Genomic DNA, 15,837 nt, shown 5'->3' on the forward strand with positions numbered 1-15,837 from the left:
GGGAGCGATCGAATCGTTCCCCGCCGGTTTCATTGTTTCCGGGAAGTTGTGGAGAGAAAGGGCAAGTACATGAAGATTTTCAGTATTGCGGCACGGATTTGGATCGCACTCGCGTTGCTGGTTAACGCCTACGTGCACTTTATTCTCGCGACTCCGTTCGATGCCATTGTCGGCTCGCTCGTCAGCCAGGGCGCGTTGTTCCGCATCCAGGGCGTGATGAATATCCTCGCGGCCGTTCTGGTCCTGGCGGTGTACCGCTGGTGGACCGGGCTGGTCGTGGCAGTGATCGCGGCGGGCGGCCTTGCACTCTTGGTGGCATCCGTTTATGTTCCATTGGACCTGAGTGCAATTGGGCTTCCCGTCATCTACGAGCCTGTCTGGTATTCCGACAAGGTGATGGCAGTCATCGCTCAGGGCTTCGCGCTAATCGGCGGCGTCGCGGTGGCACTGCTTACTCGTAGCGCAAAGACTCAACCGGGTCGGCCTTAGCGGCGCGGGCCGCGGGCAGGGTGCCCGCGAGGAACGCGATGGCCATGACGACGAAGATGATCACGGTGACCGATAGTGGGTCGAAGGCAATCAGTGTAAGCCCCGGGAGGTCAGCGAGGAGTGCCCCGGCGAGCACCGAACTGATGCCTGTTCCGACGAGCATCCCGATGCCGACACCGATCGCGCTCCCGAGGAAGCCGATGATGACAGCTTCGAGGCTGAAGAGCCCGAAGATCTTGCCGCCGCCCATTCCCATAGCTTTCATGAGACCGATTTCGCGGGTGCGTTCCTGCACTGACATGAAGAGGGTGTTCACGATGCCGAAGCTTGCTGCCAGCAGGGCGATGATGGCGAAGGCGTTCAGCACGAGCACGATGGCGTCGATGATGGTCTTGAACGTTCCGAGCTGGTCGGCCACGGTCGTGCCGGTGTAGCCGGCATCGGTGAGGCGTTCCTTGAGAGCCGTGACATCGGCATCCGTCGCGGCAGCATCGAAGCGGATGCTCGCCTGGGCGTAGCGCTCTTGCTCATCGAGCGCGATTCCGATGTTCTGCGTCGAGTACAGCTCGTCGGTCAGCGCGTCATTCACGACCAGTCCACCGGCACCAGTGGCGGCGATGCTTTCTTCGGCCACGCCTACGATGGTCGCGTCGACGAGATGCTGGGTGCGTTCCGCGTCAGTGATCGCGATCGTCAGGGTCTGGCCCACCGCGGCATCCGCGTCGGCGAAGCCGAGCGATTCCACATAGGAGATCGGCACATTCAGTTCGAAGGCATCCGAATCGGCGGAGGGGGCCGTGCCGGCTGCGAGCTGCACGGTCTGGCCATCAACGAGTCCGCCCACGGAGGTCAGGTACTGGGGGCCGTCGCCTGACTGAATCCAGTTAGGAGAAATCGACTTGGTTGCCTCAACATCGAGCACGCCGTCAATGCTGGCGAGCGTCTCTAGATCGTCGGGGGTGAGGGCCACCACGGTGGAGCCGGGGCGGTTGAAGCCGTCGCTGGCAATCGCATCGGGGTCGTATTCGGCGGGCCCAGAGCTATCTGCGAAGCCGGTGTTGGCGTCTTGGCTTACTGACACGGTCATAACATCTTCCGCGCCGATCGAGGTCACCGTGTCATCGATGTAGCGATTGATGCCCGTGCCGAGGCCGTTGGTGATGGTGAGCGTGAAAGCACCGACGAAGATCGCGAGGATCGTCAGAACGGTGCGGGTCTTCGAGCGGAACGTATTGGATGCGGCGGTGCCGATCAGGTCGAGGGCGTTCATGCGGCCACCTCCGTGGTGTCGTTCACGAGGAGTCCGTCGCGAATGTAAATGCGGCGATCGCAGCGGGCAGCCAACTCATCATCGTGAGTGACGACAATGAGGGTGATGCCCTTGTCGCGGTTGAGTGCGAAGAGAATGTCTTCGACATTGCCTCCCGTCGCGGTGTCCAAGTTTCCGGTGGGTTCATCCGCGAAAATGATGCGCGGGTTGTTCACGAGCGCGCGGGCGATCACCGAACGTTGCTTCTGACCGCCCGACAGGTTGACGGCCTTGTTCGACGCTTTGTCATCCATCTCCAATTGCTCAAGAGCGGTGTGCGCGCGTGCCTTCCGCTCGCTGCGGCGCACCCCGGCAATCTTCATCGGGAGCATCACGTTCTCCAGAACGGAGATGTTGGCGGTGAGAAAGAACTGTTGGAACACAAATCCGAACGTCTTGTTGCGCGCACGATTGAGCTTCTTGCCCTTCAACGTGCTGGTGTCGATCCCTTCAAGCTCGACCGTTCCGGCGGTCGGGGCATCAAGAAGCGCAAGCACGTGCATGAGGGTCGACTTTCCCGATCCGCTCTTGCCGATGATCGCGACGCTCTCGCCCTCGTTGATGTCGAAGGTGACACCTTTGAGGGCGTCAAAGCGGTTAGGGCCTTTGCCGTAGGACTTGTGGACATCCTTGACGCGGATGATGGGGGTAGTCATACGCCCCAGTCTCGCTGACTTTGGTGCTGAGCGAGTCAGCCGAGGGGAGTCACCGGCCTACGGCGAGAGAAGTATCTTCTGCCGTCTACTTCTTGAGCGCTGCTTGGCGTTTCTGCTCAGCAGCACGCTCGAGTCGTTCGATGCGCAGCACGTCGACAAGCAGCAGGGCAATGGGCACCACGGATGCGACGCCCCACCATTCCTGATCTCCGCCAGTGTTTACATAGATGACGTTAAACACCACGGCCCAGATGAGCCCGCCGATGAGCCACACCAGTCGCCACCACGGAGTGGTGAGTTGGCGGATGCGTGCCTTCACGAGGGAGGGCTTCGCTGGGGGAGTGGCGTTGTCGGGCATGCCTGCTGGCGCGTCGTCGTGCATCCGCCAACTCTACGTTCTCTCTGTGCTCGCTGGGAAAAGCATCATGGTCCGATGGAATTGAGGGGATGCTGAGCAATTCTTTTCTACAGTGAGAGTGGCGCCACCGCGCTAGCCACTTGTGAGAAAAGGGAGACCATGGCACACGACCAATACACCTTCGTTGATCCCACCACTCGCTTCGAGAAGGTTTCGCCTCCGAAGCAGCATCAGCCGGAACCCGGTCTTGACTCAGAGTTGAATCCGCTCGCTGACCTTGGCGAAGACAGTTATCGCGGCAGCGGCCGCCTTTCGGGCCGCCGGGCACTCATTACGGGTGCCGACTCGGGAATCGGGGGCGCTGTCGCAATTGCGTTCGCGCGCGAAGGCGCCGATATCGCCCTCTCCTATCTCCCGAGCGAACAGAGCGATGCCGAGCGCATTGCAGCGCTCATTCGGGATGCCGGGCAGCAAGCCCACCTCTTCCCTGGCGATATCTCGAACGCGGAAGCCTGCCGCACCCTCGTCGCAGGCGCTGCTGAAAAATTGGGCGGCCTCGATACTCTCGTGAACAATGCGGGAAAACAGGTCTTTTGCACCAAGCTGGAAGATCTCACCGACGAGGCATTCGATCAGACGTTCAAGACAAATGTCTATGCAATGTTCTGGATCACGAAGGCCGCACTCGAACATTTGCCGGCGGGCTCCACAATTATCAACACCACTTCCGTTCAGGCCTACAAGCCATCACCGGTGCTTGTCGATTACGCCTCGACGAAGGCCGCGATCAATTCGTTCACGAAGGCAACAGCGGCTCAGCTGGCTGAACGCGGTATTCGAGTCAACGCGGTTGCTCCGGGGCCAGTCTGGACACCGTTGCAGGTGTCAGATGGACAGCCTCAGGAGAAAATCGCCAGCTTCGGGCACGATACCCCTCTTGGGCGAGTCGGTCAGCCCGCTGAAATGGCGCCAGCGTACGTGTTCCTAGCGTCAGCTGAATCGAGCTATGTCATCGGCGAAACCCTCAACGCGAATGGTGGAATTCCGACGCCTTAGCCACGTGTGCGGCTGGATTCACCGAATACGTTTGGCTTCTTGAAACCTTTACGTAACACCCAACGGTCACGTTTAACGTTCCCGAAACATAACTGAGGGTCTAACGAAACGCTAAGACGGGATGCTTTGTCGTGCGGGTCAGTGGGAGTGGAATAACCCGACACTCACTGACAATCCGCAAAAGCATCCGTGTGCACAGGGCGCACAAAGCGAAAGAGGTTGAGATGGATACAGTCGTATGGGTACTCATTAGCACTGCATTAGTGCTGCTCATGACCCCCGGTTTGGCATTCTTTTACGGTGGACTCGTAAAAGAGAAGTCAGTAGTCAGCATGATGATGATGAGCTTCGGATCGCTCGGCCTTGTTGCCGTTCTCTGGATCCTCATCGGTGCAAACATGAGCTCGATCGACGGATCGGTCTGGTCGTTCGCCGGCAACCCGTTCAGCAACTTCGGTCAAGAAGGCGTCGCCGGCTCTGACCTCCTCGTTGTTGCATTCGGTGGAACCTTCGCCATCATCACCACCGCACTTATCTCCGGTGCCATCGCAGACCGTGCTCGCTTCGGACCCTGGATGATCTACACCGGTGTGTGGGCAACGCTCGTTTACTTCCCCGTTGCTGCATGGGTATGGGGCGGTGGCTGGATCCAGAACCTCGGAGATAGCCTCGGTGGCCTTCCTGCAGTTATCGACTACGCCGGTGGTACCGCCGTTCACATCAACGCTGGTGCAGCTGCTCTCGGACTCGCCCTGGTGCTCGGCAAGCGTGTTGGTTTCAACAAGAACATCACCCAGCCTCACAACGTTCCTCTCGTCCTTATCGGTGCAGCACTGCTCTGGTTCGGTTGGTTTGGATTTAACGCTGGTGCGTCTAGCGATCCAGACGAGGCCGGCCTGATCGTGTTCAACACGCTCGCCGCTCCTGCCGCAGCAATCCTCGGTTGGATCGTTGTTGAGAAGCTCCGCACGGGTAAGGCCACCGCAGTTGGCGCCGTATCGGGTGTTGTTGCTGGTCTCGTTGCCATCACCCCCGCTTGTGCAAACCTGACGCCTGGTTGGGCCTTGGTTCTCGGTCTTGTCGCCGGTGCCGTGTGTGCTCTCGCTATCGAGCTCAAGTACAACCTCGGCTTCGATGACTCGCTCGACGTAGTGGGACTCCACCTCGTCGCCGGCGTCATCGGAACCATCTACCTTGGCTTCTTCGCCACCGACACCGGACTCTTCACTGGTGGAGATGCAGGACAGCTCGCCGTTCAGACGATCAGCGTGCTCGCCGTAGCAATCTTCTCCTTCGTAATGTCCTGGTTGATCGGAACCGCGATTCAGAAGACCATCGGATTCCGCGTTACTTCGGAAGAAGAAATTGCTGGTATCGACCTCGCCGTCCACGGCGAGTCGGGTTATGCACTGTCGACGCAGGAAACTGTATCGGCTAAGTAGAACCCACAACCTCGGGAGGGGCACAGTTGTTATCGCAACTGTGTCCCTCTTTTGGTGGTTAACGAACAAACCCCGCGCCCTCTGGTCCATGCCAGGGGAAGCGGGGTTTCGTCGTGCGCACGCGTGCGCGTCGTCGAGGCAGGTTAGGGCTGCAACCGCATCCGCTCCCAGTTGCCAGAGGCGGCGCGCGTGAAGCGCACGCGGTCGTGGAGGCGTGAACTGCGACCCTGCCAGAACTCGATCGTGGTGGCGTGCACCATGAAACCGCCCCAGTCATCAGGGCGGGGCACATCGCGGCCCTCGAACTCGGCTTCAAGTTCGATCACACGTTCTTCGAGCAGTGCACGGGATGCGATGGGTTGCGATTGTTCGCTGGCGTGCGCCGCGATCTGGCTGCCTCGCGGTCGCGTGGCGAAGTAGGCGTCTGAGAGGGCTGTGGCGATGGGCCGAGCTATTCCTTGCACGAGCACTTGCCGGTGGATCGAATACCAGGGGAAAACAAGCGCTGCTGCCGGGTTCGCGAGCAGTGCGCGGCCCTTGATAGAGCTGTAGTTCGTAAAGAACTCGAATCCCGTGTTGTCGATGGCGCGCAGCAGCACGGTGCGGCTACTGGGGGAGCCGTCGGCGTCAACGGTCGACAGCACCATCGCATTGGGTTCGTAGACATTCGCTTCGCTGGCATTTGCTAGCCAGAGGCGGAACTGCTCTATGGGGTCAGCGAGCACGTCCGAATCATTGAGCGGCTGTTGACCGTAGTCGGTGTGGGTGCTCAAAGGGTCGGACACGGTGCATCCTTTCGACAGCGTGCGTGAGGCGCGCTGGTTAGTCCTCGTCTTCGATGAGGGCCTTGTTGCGGTCGGGGATGCCGTCCTCGTTCATGTCGCGCTTGCGTGCGAGTCGAGAATCCCAGCGGAGGCTGATCGCGGCGAGGATTGCCGCGAGACCCGTGCCGATGAGAATGGCAAGTTTTGCACCAGTGGTGTGTTCGCTGTCGGGGAAGGAGAGCTCTGCGATGAGCAGGGAGACAGTGAAGCCGATTCCCGTGAGGAATCCGATGGGCAACAGGTCTCGCAACCCGATCGAGTCGGCGAGACGGAACTTTGTCACCTTGGTGATGAGAGCGGTCGTGCCGAGCACTCCGATGATCTTTCCGACCACCAGCCCGACGATGATGGCAGCGACAACGGGCTGCACAATTACGTCGCTGACGCTTTCACCATCACCACCGAGGGAAACTCCGGCGGCGAAGAAGGCGAAGACGGGCAGCGCGATTCCGGATGACGTGGGGCGGACCGCATCGTCGAACGCGTGCGTGCGAGTGTCTTTCTCTCCGTGGATGAGTTTCGCTGGAACAGTGAAGCCGAGAACGACGCCTGCGATAGTCGCGTGAACTCCGGAATCGTGCATGAATGCCCAGGCAACGAGCGCAAGGGGAACCAGCAGCCACCAGCGAGGCTTGCGTGAGCGAACCACGAAGCCGAACAGAACGATCGCGATGAGTGAGAACAGCAGCGAGAGGAGGTCGATGCTCTCTGTGTAGAAGAGGGCAATGATGATGATCGCGAGCAGGTCATCGACGACAGCCATCGTGAGCAGGAAGGTGCGCAGGGCGCGGGGGAGTCCGCGACCGAAGATCGCGAGCACTGCGAGGGCGAACGCAATGTCGGTGGCGGTGGGAATCGCCCAGCCTCCGAGCGCAGTCGAGTCGCCCGAGACGAGGATGATCAGCGTGAAGAGGAGCGCGGGAAAGAGCATCCCGCCGATTGCAGCAAAGACAGGAACGGCGGCTTCGCGCGGTTTGCGCAGGCTGCCAGCAACAAGCTCCTGCTTAAGCTCGACGCCCACCACGAAGAAGAAGATCGCGAGCAGGCCGTCTGCAGCCCAGGTCGCCAGCGAGAGATTCAGGTGAAGAGATTCAGGGCCGATGGTGGTCTCGGCAAGAGCTGCATAGCCGTCACGCCACGGCGAATTGGCCCAGATGAGGGCGATCGCTGCGGCTACCATCAGCAGCACGCCGCTGGTGGTCTCCATGGTGACCCACCGGCGTACTCGCTTGCGGGGGCTCAGTTTCTTGACGGATGTGGTCACAAAATTCCAGACGTTGAGGTTCGTCAGCGGGGTCGCCGACACAATCGCCGACCAGACTTCCCGGCACTCCGCTCGCAATTCTACCGGGTGTGCGCCTGAGGGAGTGCACGGAAAGGCCGCGGGCCTGACCATGCGCTCCACTGACCATGGGAGTTGTCTCAGAATCACGCCTCAGGCTTGCTGACGGCCACTCACTAAGGAAGCGTGGGGGTTTCATCTCGCTGAACCTGGAAGGACGAACATATGCTCACCCTCACCGAAACAGCCACCACGGTCGTCAAGACGATCGTCGAGCAGGACCCCAATACGGAAGCCTCGGGCCTCCGCATTAATGGGGAACCTGGTGCCCCTAACCTCACCGTTGCCGTCGTTGCGGCACCCGAGGCTGGCGACTCTGTCGTCGAAGCTGACGGCGCCCGCGTTTTTCTTGAAGAGAACGCCTCGGTCGCATTGAGCGACAAGACGCTCGATGCCAGCGTGGGCGAGAACGGCGCAGTGAACTTCGCCATTGTCGACAACGCTTGATTAGCCACTACTTCTGTAGCTAAACCAGATTGTAGCTAGACCAGAATTCGTCGGCGCGCGGTCGATTGAATTCTGTACCTAGTAGCGGGCGAGAGCGTCAGCATCGCGAGCATGAGTAACCGACCGGCGAATAGCATCCAATGCTTCAACCGGATCAGTCTCAGCTTCAGCGATCATGAGCTGGCGCTCCGCCTCTGCTAGTCGAGTGCGGGCGCGCGCACTTGCGCCGCTGCGTCCTACAAGCTCGTGCACGACGGAGATCTGACTCCGCGCTGCCACCAGGGTCCCTTGGTAGGCCGCGCGTGCGTGTTCAAACCGCTGTTGCTGGTTACGCGCCGTCGCAAGAGCCGTATCTAACTCAGCAGCAGCATCCCCGAGCAGGGCCAACTGCTCAAACGGATCATGAAGAACTCCGGATGCCGGCGCCGTCTGCTCGAGCGCCCTTTCGTTGGCGGCGATTGCAGTCACAATGCGCGCTCCACTCTCGGGATCGGGAGCAGTCTCTCGTGCCACCCGCGCTTCGAGCAGGTCGCTCGCGCTGTCCGAGCGCATCCGAGTCACCGCAGCGTCGGCTTGGGGTAGTTCGTTGAGGGCGCTCTCGGCAGCAGACACGGCGCGATCAGCGCGATGCAGAGCAGTGGCTGCGGTGTGGAGGGTGTCGGTGACCGCGTTGACTCCGGTGGGGCTGATGCCGGGAGCTGCGGCATCCAGCGCTGTCTCGCTCTCATCGAGGGTGGTGCTCGCTGTATCGAGGTGGTGACGTGCAGCTTTTACCGCTGACTCAGCGTAGGTGGTTGCGAGCTCCGCGACTGTGTCCTGCGCCGCGGTCTGCCGCAACCGCACGGCCGTCAATCGGGCTCGCAATTGCTGTTCTGTCTCCGCTGCGCCCACCTCGCTCTGGCGCCGCTCAGTGAAGGCGGTATCGAAGCGATCGAGCTTCGCGAGTGCCTGTTCGCACAGGGCTGTCATCTGCAGGGTGATGCGGCGGCGCACATGGTCGGCCGTCGCGGAGACGTCGTCACGCTGCTGGCCGAGTCGAAAGGCTTCCGTGAGCTGGCCGCGCGCTTCGGCAAGAGCACTCGCGAAGTCGCGGGAGGCTGCGGCGCCGAACTGGGCCACCGCAAAACCGAGTTCGTAGTCGGCCTCGCGCACCCGATCGTCCAGCGTCACCAACCGACTGGCCGCGCGAGATTCCAAGGCCGACTGCGACGACGTTCCCCGAATGCCGCGGTCGCCTCCGCGACGAAACAAGACGACGAAAGCGATAACCCCGATCGCCAGCACGAGCACGACGACAGTGGCGACGGCGATCGTGGTGCCGCGCACGAGTTCGGCGGTGTCGGTGGCGACGAGGAGGGGCAGGGCGTGAGGCACCATGCACCGTATTCTAGGGCGGTTTGTCGCGAGAACTGGGGGTGGGGCTACCGGGTGAGTCTGGCGAAACTCGTGGTTGTTGCACGCTTTCTGGAGGTAACTCGCTTAAGGTGGCGGTGTGTGGCGTGCAGATAGAGTTTCCGATGATTTCACGGTCGACCCAGATTCGGGCGACCATGACGTTGACGACGGCGAAAACGAGCACGCTCACGCCCACGTTCAAGTAACAGCGCCTCACACGCTGAGTTTTGGTGAGCCGAACATTATGGCCGGAAACGTTGCAGAGCCCACGTGGACGCTGTGGCGTTCACAATTGTCAGAACTGGGTGGGCGTTCGCCGCTCATCCACTTCGTTGATTCGCCTCGCACGCGAGTCGATCTTTCGACGACGCATCCCGGTGGTCTTGCCCAGTTCATCACCGGTAAGCGCACTCTGTTGTCGAGCCTCATCCGCGATGATGTCGCCCTGCGCTCGGCGAAGACAGCCGCTGGGGCTGTTGCCGCCAAGGGCCTCGAGCTGGCAACTGCCCGCGGCATTGACTCGGTGCACCTGGGAATCGGTATCGCTCGCTGGACCCACGATGACGTCGAATTCTGCGGCCCCGTCTTGCTGCGCCCGCTCGCGATTCGCCGTCATGGCCGCGACTTCGAGCTCAAGCTTCGGGGCAGCGCCTTCTTGAACCCTGCGCTTGCTCGCGCTCTTGACGAACAGTTCCATTTGCGGCTCGATGCTGAATCGTTTGTCGCGCTCGCCGATGCCGACGGCACCTTCAAGCCGAACCCGGTTATTGACCGGTTGCGTGGTCTTACCTCGCACCTCGACGCTTTCTCGGTCAGCCCACGCCTCGTGGTGTCGTCCTTTGCGGACGTCGCGCACGGTTTGGCCGATGACGCTGTAGATCTCAAGCACCCCATCCTTGACGCGCTCGCCGGCAACACCGCTGCCGCGTGGACCATCAAGGAAGGTTATGCGCCGGTTCCCGCTCTCTCCGCTGATGAGCGCTCGCCGCAGACCGACAACCTACTGCTGGATGCGGATGCCGAACAAGAGAATGTGATTGCCCAAATCGAGGCAGGCAACTCTCTCGTCGTTCGCACCCTGCCCGGCACCGGTGGCACCCAAACCATCGTGAACGCCGTGGGTGCCCTTGTTGCTCAGAACAAGCGTGTTCTCGTTGTCAGCCCGCGTCGTGCATCGCTGCAATCGATCGCTGACCGCTTCGCCGACATCGGCCTGCCGGGTCTCGCGGTCGCACCGCGCACGCTTCGCCGCGACATCATCCGTTCCATTTCTCGCAGCGAGAAGGCCAGCCGTCCACAGATCGAAGACGTGGATGACGCCCTGCTGCGTTTGCGCAAGATTATGCTCGACTACCGCGAGTCCATGTCGGTTGCCGACGGTGTGCTAGGTGTCTCGGTGCTCGATTGCGTCTCGGAACTCAGCCGTTTGGCACTGCTGCCGACACCGCCGTCCACGACCGCTCGTTTGTCGCGGGAGGCGGTGGAGAAGCTCGCGAAGGATCGCAGCGCTGCTACCGGAGTGATTATCGCGGCCGCCAAGCTCGGCGAATTCAAATACGGTCCCGGAGATTCACCCTGGTATGGCGCTCAGTTCGCCAATGGGGGAGAAGCTCTCAAGGCCCACGGTATTGCTCAGCGTGCGAACGAGCAGTTGTCGTCGCTGCTGGACGTCGCTAACCGTCTTGTCTCGAACACCCGCATGCGTCCGTTCCAGAGCATCGATGAGCTCGGCGTTTACTTGCGGCTGCTCGTTGATCTTCGCGAAACGCTTGACCGCTTCGTGCCGACCGTGTTCGACCGCGCCATCACTGAGCTGATTGCCGCTACTGCTCCGCGTCGCGATTTTCCGGACATGACGAGCGCGAACCGTCGCCGTCTCAAGAAGCTTGCCCTCGAATACGTTCGCCCCGGCGTTCGCGTGCCCGACATGCACGGCGCTCTCAAGCGCATCCAGAAGCAGCGGGTGCTGTGGCACCGTTTCGTGGCCGAAGGCGCGAGCCCAGCCGTTCCCGTGGGAATCGGTGAAGTGCAGCGGTCGTACCAGCAGGTTTCTGACGATCTCGCAGCCCTCGACATCCCGCTGGGCATCGCTGACTCGCACATGAATCTCTCGAGCCTTCCGATCCCGTTCTTGATCGAGAAGGTCGAGTCGCTCGCGGCCGAATCTGATGTGCTCAACAACCTGCAGGAGCGCACCGCTCTCATGGGCAGTTTGCGTGACCTCAAGCTGAACCCGCTGATCGAAGATTTGGCTCAGCGCCATGTTCCTGAAGATCAAGTGGCGGCAGAACTCGAACTGTCGTGGTGGAAGTCGGCCCTCGATTCCATGCTCGAAGTTGACCGTGCGCTGCTCAACGCCAACACGAGTGTTGTCGACCGTCTCGAAGCCGATTTCCGTCTCGTCGATGAAGCTCACGCTTCTGCCAATGCCAAGCAGCTCTCGTGGCAGATCGCCGAAAACTGGAAGATCGGTCTCGTCGACTGGCCCGATGAGGCTAGTGCTCTCAAGCGCGCTCTCGCCAAGGAACGACTCACCTCCTTCGACGTGCAAACCTCGGCACCCCACTTGTCGCGCACCATTGCGCCCGTGTGGCTTGCTTCGCCCTACGAAATCGATTCGGTTGTCGACACCATGCCGTTCGACACCGTCGTGCTGGTTGACGCCGGTGCTGTGACGGTCGCCGAAGCGGCCGGAGCAATCCGCCGCTCGAAGCAAGTCGTCGTTATTGGCGACCCTGTCATCCAATCGCCGACACCGTTCGAGACGGCGGTACGCGATGCGACCGGCGATGCTGCACCGCTCGTTGACGACGAAACGCGCGAAGCACTCGTTGACGACTCTGCTTTCGCGAAACTCAGCGGCTTGCTGCCGACCCTCACTCTCACGCGCAGCTACCGCCCCGGCGGTGAAGAGCTCGCCGAACTGGTCAACCGTCGTTTCTATGACGGCCAGATCGAGTCGCTGCCCTGGGCGGGAAGTTTCCTCGGTCACGGCAGCCTCGCTGTCAGCTACGTCGCTGACGGAATTGGAATGCCCGACCCTGACTCTGGCGCTGTTGAAAGCCCTGACGCCGAAGTCTCTCGCGTTGTCGAACTCGTTCTCGACCACGCCACCAAGCGTCCGCAAGAGTCGCTCATGGTCATCACGGCAAGCCCCGTGCACTCTGTTCGTGTCATGCAGGCGGTCTTGGATGCCGTCAGCCGTCGTCGCCCGGAACTGCTCGATGTCATCATCGGCGATCGTGCCGAACCGTTTACGGTCACCACGATTGATCAGGCTGTGGCGCAAAGCCGCGACCGCGTTATTTTCTCCATCGGATATGGCCGCACACCACACGGTCGCGTGCTCTCCGACTTCGGTTCGCTTGGTGAGCCCGGGGGAGAGCGCCTGCTTGCTGTCGCGATGACGCGGGCACGTCGTTCGCTCGAAATCGTCACATCGTTCCGCTCAGAAGACCTCGACGACGGGCGCATGAAGCACGGCGCTGTTGCTCTGGCTGAAGTGCTCGACGAAGTGGATGCTCGCTTTGCTGAAGTTCCTGTGCCCGACGACAGCGACCCCATGCTCGTTGACCTCGCTCGCCGCCTTGAAGCTCGCGGACTGCGCGTTTCGCTCGGGCACCGTGGCAAGCTCGGCCTCGTCGCTTCGCGCGGTGGTCGCTGCGGCACCATCGAAACCGACGCCATGGTTCACGAATCAAGCCTGCGCGAATCGCTGCGCTTGCGTCCTGAGTTGCTTCGTCGTCTCGGCTGGCACTACTTGCGGGTGCACGCGTTCGAACTCTTCAGCGACCCCGATCAGGTTGCCGACAAGGTAGCCCGGATGCTCGGAGCAGAACCTGCTCCCACGACCGAGCCCATCACGATCATCCCCGCCACCCGTCCGCAGCAGTAATGACAGACGGCACCCATCCCGAGCAGTCGGGCGCACCGGCGAGCGATGGAGCGTCTGAGGGCGAGCAGTGCAGTGCGGCGGGAGCCGAGCAGTCGGGCGAGCCGCGCGCGAAGCCCTCGAAGCGTCGTCGCGTGACGACGGCTCCGCCGGCGGGGTCAGATCCGCATCCGCCTGCTGAACCGGAACGGCATCAGGTTAACGAAAACGACGAGCGGCTCAAGGGCGATAAACCTCCGCATTGGGGGTAAGTGCCTTGGCCGCTCGTCGATAGTTTGTGAGCTACAGCGGTAGCTGCGAGTTGCGGTGCGCTAGCTGTTTTTCTTAGCGAGCAGGTCGCGAATCTGCAGAAGCAATTCTGCTTCGGTGGGGCCGGCTTCAGGTTCAATAACGACTGGCTTGCGCGCGTTCGCGAGCTTGTTGGCGTAGTTCATCGGGGCGACGATGGCGAAGTACACGACGGCTGCGACGAGCACGAACTGGATGATCGCCGCGATGACCGCGCCGAAATAGATCACTGCCCCGCTGGTGCCAACCTCGACCGGGAGTGCTGTCGCCAGTGACTCTGCACTAAACAGGGCGCCGATGAGCGGGTTGAAAACCGCTTCGACAATGGTGTTGACGACTGCCGTGAATGCAGCGCCAATGACGACTGCTACGGCTAAGTCGATGACATTGCCACGCAGAATAAATTCTTTGAATCCGCTTAACATGGGGGCTCCTTTTAGTGGGGGATACGTCAACTATGACGCTTTAGCGGCCGATGATGAAGAAGATGACGAAGAAGTAGCGGAAGAAGTCGACGAGCTCGACGATCCTGAATCACTCGAACTTGAGCTGGATTTCTCCGACGATGACGGCTTTGAGGTGGAGGAGCCGGAGCCCGAGGAGCCGGAGCTTGAGTCGCTCGAACTCGTGGTGGAACGCGAGTCGTTGCGGTAGAAACCAGAGCCGTTGAAGGTGACTCCGACGGCGGAAAAGATCTTGCGCAGTTTGCCTTGGCAGGCGGGGCACACCGTGAGCGAGTCGTCGGTGAACGATTGCTGAATATCGAACGCGTTGTCGCACTCGGTGCAGCGGTAGGAATAGGTAGGCACGAGATCCTTAGTTGTGCTCGGTGATGGTCACAATTCCCGTGGGGGTAACTATGCCGTTTACTGGTTGGTCATGAATTTCAGTGGGAACTTCATCCACAAATTCGCTGTCGAAGATCACGGCGTAGACGGGCGGCTTGGTTTCCATGGAGCCGAGGGTCTTGTCGAAATAGCCGCGTCCCCAGCCCATGCGCATGCCGGAACGATCCACGGATGCCGCAGGCACGATGATGAGGTCGACGTCATTGATGGCGATCGGGCCCAGCACGTCGCTCGTAGGCGCTGGCATCCCGATGAGGTCCTGGTCTTCATCTTCGCCGTCGTAGGGAGCCCAGTCGAGCAGACCGTCGGCGCGCGAGATGGGAAGCAGCACGGTGATGTCGTGTTCGCAGGCCCAGTGCAAGAATCCGCGGGTTTCTGGTTCGTCGGTGGTGGACAGGTAGGCGGCGATCGAGGTAGATCCGAGTCTCTGAGTGAGCTCGATGAGGTGCTCTGTTACACCAGTGTTAAATTCTTCCCGCTCTTTGGCGGTGCAGATGCGTCGGCGTTCGCGTAGTTCGGCCCGGAGTGCACGTTTATCGTGACTGACGTCGTCGGTCATATAAGCATTCTACGAGACTGGCCGACTACGCTGTACCTATGGCTACGAAGATTACTAAAGCGGTTATTCCTGCTGCAGGTCTGGGCACACGATTTCTCCCGGCAACGAAAGCTATGCCGAAGGAGATGTTGCCGGTTGTAGATAAACCGGCCATCCAATATGTCGTAGAGGAGGCGGTTGCCGCTGGCCTCACTGACGTGCTGATGATCACCGGGCGCAACAAAAACGCCCTCGAAAACCATTTCGATCGAATGACCGAGTTGGAGTCCACTCTCCAGCAAAAGGGCGACACTGATCGGCTTTCCAAGGTCGAGTTTTCTAACGATCTCGCCGACATGCACTACGTACGTCAAGGTGACCCGCGCGGTCTCGGCCACGCCGTTCTCCGCGCCAAAATGCACGTGGGTCACGAACCGTTCGCCGTATTGCTCGGTGACGACCTCATCGACGACCGCGACGTTCTGCTCTCCCGCATGCTCGAGGAGCAAGAGGGCCGCAACGCGACCATCATCGCTCTCATGGAGGTCGACCCCGCGCAAAGCCACATGTATGGCATCGCGACGGTGGAACCCACCGACGACCCCGATGTTGTGCACATCACCGGACTCGTCGAGAAGCCGGCTCAGGGCACAGCGCTCTCCAACCTCGCCATCATCGGCCGGTACGTATTGAGGCCAGAAATCTTCGAGGTTCTTGAGCGCACCGATCCCGGCAAGGGCGGCGAAATTCAATTGACGGATGCCCTGCAGGAGATGGCGGAGAACGATATTGCCGGTGGTGTTTACGGCGTCGTGTTCCGCGGCCGTCGTTATGACACTGGTGACCGTCTCGACTACATCAAGGCCATCGTGCAGCTTGCCGTTGAGCGCGACGACCTGGGCCCAGACCTGCGCCCCTGGCTACAGCAGTTCAGCGCAACTCTGGACTAGCTA

General features: G+C 60.8%; 16 protein-coding genes and 1 pseudogene. 8 read left to right on the forward strand and 9 right to left on the reverse strand.

Features of this window, described 5'->3' with window-relative positions; all coding sequences use genetic code 11:
• The first annotated feature begins 69 nt into the window (after window positions 1–69).
• On the forward strand, window positions 70–489 hold the full coding sequence (locus I6E73_RS04985) for a hypothetical protein (RefSeq protein ID WP_197123554.1): 420 nt from the start codon (window positions 70–72) through the stop codon (window positions 487–489).
• Here I6E73_RS04985 and I6E73_RS04990 read toward each other — a convergent pair.
• From I6E73_RS04990 to I6E73_RS05000, 3 genes are all read right to left on the reverse strand, one after another.
• A complete protein-coding gene (locus I6E73_RS04990) occupies window positions 452–1,759 on the reverse strand; it encodes an ABC transporter permease (RefSeq protein WP_197123556.1) in 1,308 nt (435 codons plus the stop codon). The genes I6E73_RS04985 and I6E73_RS04990 overlap by 38 nt on opposite strands.
• A complete protein-coding gene (locus I6E73_RS04995) occupies window positions 1,756–2,454 on the reverse strand; it encodes an ABC transporter ATP-binding protein (RefSeq protein ID WP_197123558.1) in 699 nt (232 codons plus the stop codon). Before I6E73_RS04995 ends, I6E73_RS04990 begins: the two co-directional genes overlap by 4 nt.
• A gap of 85 nt (window positions 2,455–2,539) precedes the next feature.
• Window positions 2,540–2,836, reverse strand: coding sequence for a hypothetical protein (locus tag I6E73_RS05000; protein ID WP_197109590.1), 297 nt, complete (start codon window positions 2,834–2,836; stop codon window positions 2,540–2,542).
• Window positions 2,837–2,971: 135 nt separating this feature from the next.
• Here I6E73_RS05000 and I6E73_RS05005 point away from each other — a divergent pair, with 135 nt between their 5' ends.
• Window positions 2,972–3,868, forward strand: coding sequence for an SDR family oxidoreductase (locus I6E73_RS05005; RefSeq protein WP_197123560.1), 897 nt, complete (start codon window positions 2,972–2,974; stop codon window positions 3,866–3,868).
• Window positions 3,869–4,092: 224 nt separating this feature from the next.
• Complete coding sequence (locus I6E73_RS05010; RefSeq protein ID WP_197106237.1) at window positions 4,093–5,310, forward strand: ammonium transporter; 1,218 nt, start codon at window positions 4,093–4,095, stop codon at window positions 5,308–5,310.
• A gap of 143 nt (window positions 5,311–5,453) precedes the next feature.
• On the opposite strand, the gene pdxH is transcribed toward I6E73_RS05010, so the two are convergent.
• Both pdxH and nhaA read right to left on the reverse strand, forming a co-directional pair.
• The gene (pdxH, locus tag I6E73_RS05015) at window positions 5,454–6,095 is read right to left on the reverse strand and encodes a pyridoxamine 5'-phosphate oxidase (protein ID WP_197123562.1); all 642 of its coding nucleotides are present in this window, start codon (window positions 6,093–6,095) and stop codon (window positions 5,454–5,456) included.
• Between the two features lie 37 nt (window positions 6,096–6,132).
• Complete coding sequence (gene nhaA / locus I6E73_RS05020) at window positions 6,133–7,440, reverse strand: Na+/H+ antiporter NhaA (RefSeq protein WP_307784225.1); 1,308 nt, start codon at window positions 7,438–7,440, stop codon at window positions 6,133–6,135.
• Between the two features lie 201 nt (window positions 7,441–7,641).
• Between nhaA and I6E73_RS05025 the strand changes: the two genes are divergently transcribed.
• Window positions 7,642–7,923, forward strand: coding sequence for an iron-sulfur cluster assembly accessory protein (locus I6E73_RS05025; protein ID WP_197106235.1), 282 nt, complete (start codon window positions 7,642–7,644; stop codon window positions 7,921–7,923).
• 78 nt (window positions 7,924–8,001) lie between these two features.
• Here the strand turns inward: I6E73_RS05025 and I6E73_RS05030 are convergent, their stop codons facing one another.
• The gene (locus I6E73_RS05030) at window positions 8,002–9,300 is read right to left on the reverse strand and encodes a hypothetical protein (protein ID WP_197123564.1); all 1,299 of its coding nucleotides are present in this window, start codon (window positions 9,298–9,300) and stop codon (window positions 8,002–8,004) included.
• Window positions 9,301–9,415: 115 nt separating this feature from the next.
• On the opposite strand from I6E73_RS05030, the gene I6E73_RS05035 reads away from it, so the two are divergent.
• Window positions 9,416–13,213: an AAA family ATPase gene (locus tag I6E73_RS05035; protein WP_197123566.1), complete on the forward strand. Its 3,798-nt coding sequence runs from the start codon at window positions 9,416–9,418 to the stop codon at window positions 13,211–13,213.
• Entirely contained in the window at window positions 13,213–13,461 is a 249-nt protein-coding gene (locus tag I6E73_RS05040) for a hypothetical protein (RefSeq protein WP_197123568.1), read from the forward strand. The genes I6E73_RS05035 and I6E73_RS05040 overlap by 1 nt, the downstream gene beginning before the upstream one ends.
• 60 nt (window positions 13,462–13,521) lie before the next feature.
• On the opposite strand, the gene mscL is transcribed toward I6E73_RS05040, so the two are convergent.
• On the reverse strand, window positions 13,522–13,923 hold the full coding sequence (gene mscL, locus I6E73_RS05045; protein WP_197123570.1) for a large conductance mechanosensitive channel protein MscL: 402 nt from the start codon (window positions 13,921–13,923) through the stop codon (window positions 13,522–13,524).
• On the opposite strand from mscL, the gene I6E73_RS14850 reads away from it, so the two are divergent.
• Window positions 13,922–14,152: a hypothetical protein gene (locus I6E73_RS14850; protein ID WP_307784284.1), complete on the forward strand. Its 231-nt coding sequence runs from the start codon at window positions 13,922–13,924 to the stop codon at window positions 14,150–14,152. The two genes, mscL and I6E73_RS14850, sit on opposite strands and share 2 nt — an antisense overlap.
• Window positions 14,153–14,166: 14 nt before the next feature.
• Here the strand turns inward: I6E73_RS14850 and I6E73_RS14855 are convergent.
• Together I6E73_RS14855 and I6E73_RS05055 are read right to left on the reverse strand one after the other, a co-directional pair.
• Window positions 14,167–14,307: pseudogene (locus tag I6E73_RS14855) on the reverse strand (FmdB family zinc ribbon protein); the annotation flags it as partial.
• A gap of 7 nt (window positions 14,308–14,314) precedes the next feature.
• On the reverse strand, window positions 14,315–14,905 hold the full coding sequence (locus I6E73_RS05055) for a 5-formyltetrahydrofolate cyclo-ligase (RefSeq protein WP_197106229.1): 591 nt from the start codon (window positions 14,903–14,905) through the stop codon (window positions 14,315–14,317).
• 38 nt (window positions 14,906–14,943) lie between these two features.
• Here I6E73_RS05055 and galU point away from each other — a divergent pair, with 38 nt between their 5' ends.
• On the forward strand, window positions 14,944–15,834 hold the full coding sequence (gene galU / locus I6E73_RS05060) for a UTP--glucose-1-phosphate uridylyltransferase GalU (protein WP_197123574.1): 891 nt from the start codon (window positions 14,944–14,946) through the stop codon (window positions 15,832–15,834).
• The last annotated feature ends 3 nt before the right edge of the window (window positions 15,835–15,837 follow it).

The organism is Salinibacterium sp. SWN248, from assembly GCF_015864575.1.
In the GTDB taxonomy this organism is placed as follows: domain Bacteria; phylum Actinomycetota; class Actinomycetes; order Actinomycetales; family Microbacteriaceae; genus Rhodoglobus.